The 903-nt window shown below is 43.9% G+C and carries 2 protein-coding genes; one reads left to right on the plus strand and one right to left on the minus strand.

What is annotated here, in order from left to right:
- A partial coding sequence (locus ACTIE0_RS24720; RefSeq protein ID WP_439517062.1) for a hypothetical protein occupies positions 1-239 on the plus strand: 239 nt, incomplete at its 5' end.
- A gap of 31 nt (positions 240-270) precedes the next feature.
- On the opposite strand, the gene ACTIE0_RS24725 is transcribed toward ACTIE0_RS24720, so the two are convergent.
- Positions 271-903: hypothetical protein (locus ACTIE0_RS24725; protein ID WP_439517063.1), on the minus strand; the 633-nt coding region annotated here is incomplete at its 5' end.

Genomic DNA, 903 nt, shown 5'->3' on the forward strand with positions numbered 1-903 from the left:
ATAATGGAAGCCTGACCGATTCGGTTTTTCTTCATAGGTTTGTAATTGGCTATGGTTTCTCCCCAGTTGCCCAGATGCTCGGATTAAGCGATCGCCCTTCCTGCTTACCTATTGTAGTGGACGGACTTAGCCAGATGGAATCAACTCGGAGACTTGGGGGATTGGCGGCGGGCGATCGGATCAGCCTCCCCTATATTTGTTCGCCAGCCGGTAATGCGATCGCTTCCCCCCCATCTTAGGAAAACTCAGATTAAGGCGATCGTTCATCTATCAGTCGTAATAGGGAATATGTGCATTGACAATGAATTCCCCCCCCTCTTTGGGGTTCGCCAAATTGGGCGTGTAACTACAAGAACACAGTGAGCGACTAGATTGTTCATTTGCCATCGTATCAAAAAACAATAGTTGACGGCTCATTGTCGGCACAACAGAAAACCCGCCCCCTGGTGATTCTACTGTCGCGACCTCACTATGCTGCTTGACCCAATTGGTTAGATGCGTTCTTGTTTCATTAAAATAAAGTTCATTTTTGAAAATGACTATTTGGGTCATGAGCATCGCCATAATTTCTCGCGGAACCAGAAAAACTTTAAGAATTTCTCCTGCTGGTAGTAAATAACTATCAGAGGGATTAATGGTAAAGTTGTACATCTGACCAGGGAAAAACACATCAAACTGGAAGATTAAGATTCCATTAACCCATGAATAATCACCGTGCCAAAGCCGACTATACATCCCAATCTCTTCCCAATAGGCAGCATCAAATATAGCATTAGCTACAGGGACATATTGATTTCCCACACCCATAAAAGGTCTAATAGATAAGTTCGGCATTGGCATATCGTCTATTTCTCCTGATTCTTGTCCTAAGTCATAATCAATTTCCGTTTCCTGTCTAACCCA

It is taken from the genome of Limnospira sp. (assembly GCF_051859755.1).
In the GTDB taxonomy this organism is placed as follows: Bacteria; Cyanobacteriota; Cyanobacteriia; order Cyanobacteriales; family Microcoleaceae; genus Limnospira; species Limnospira fusiformis.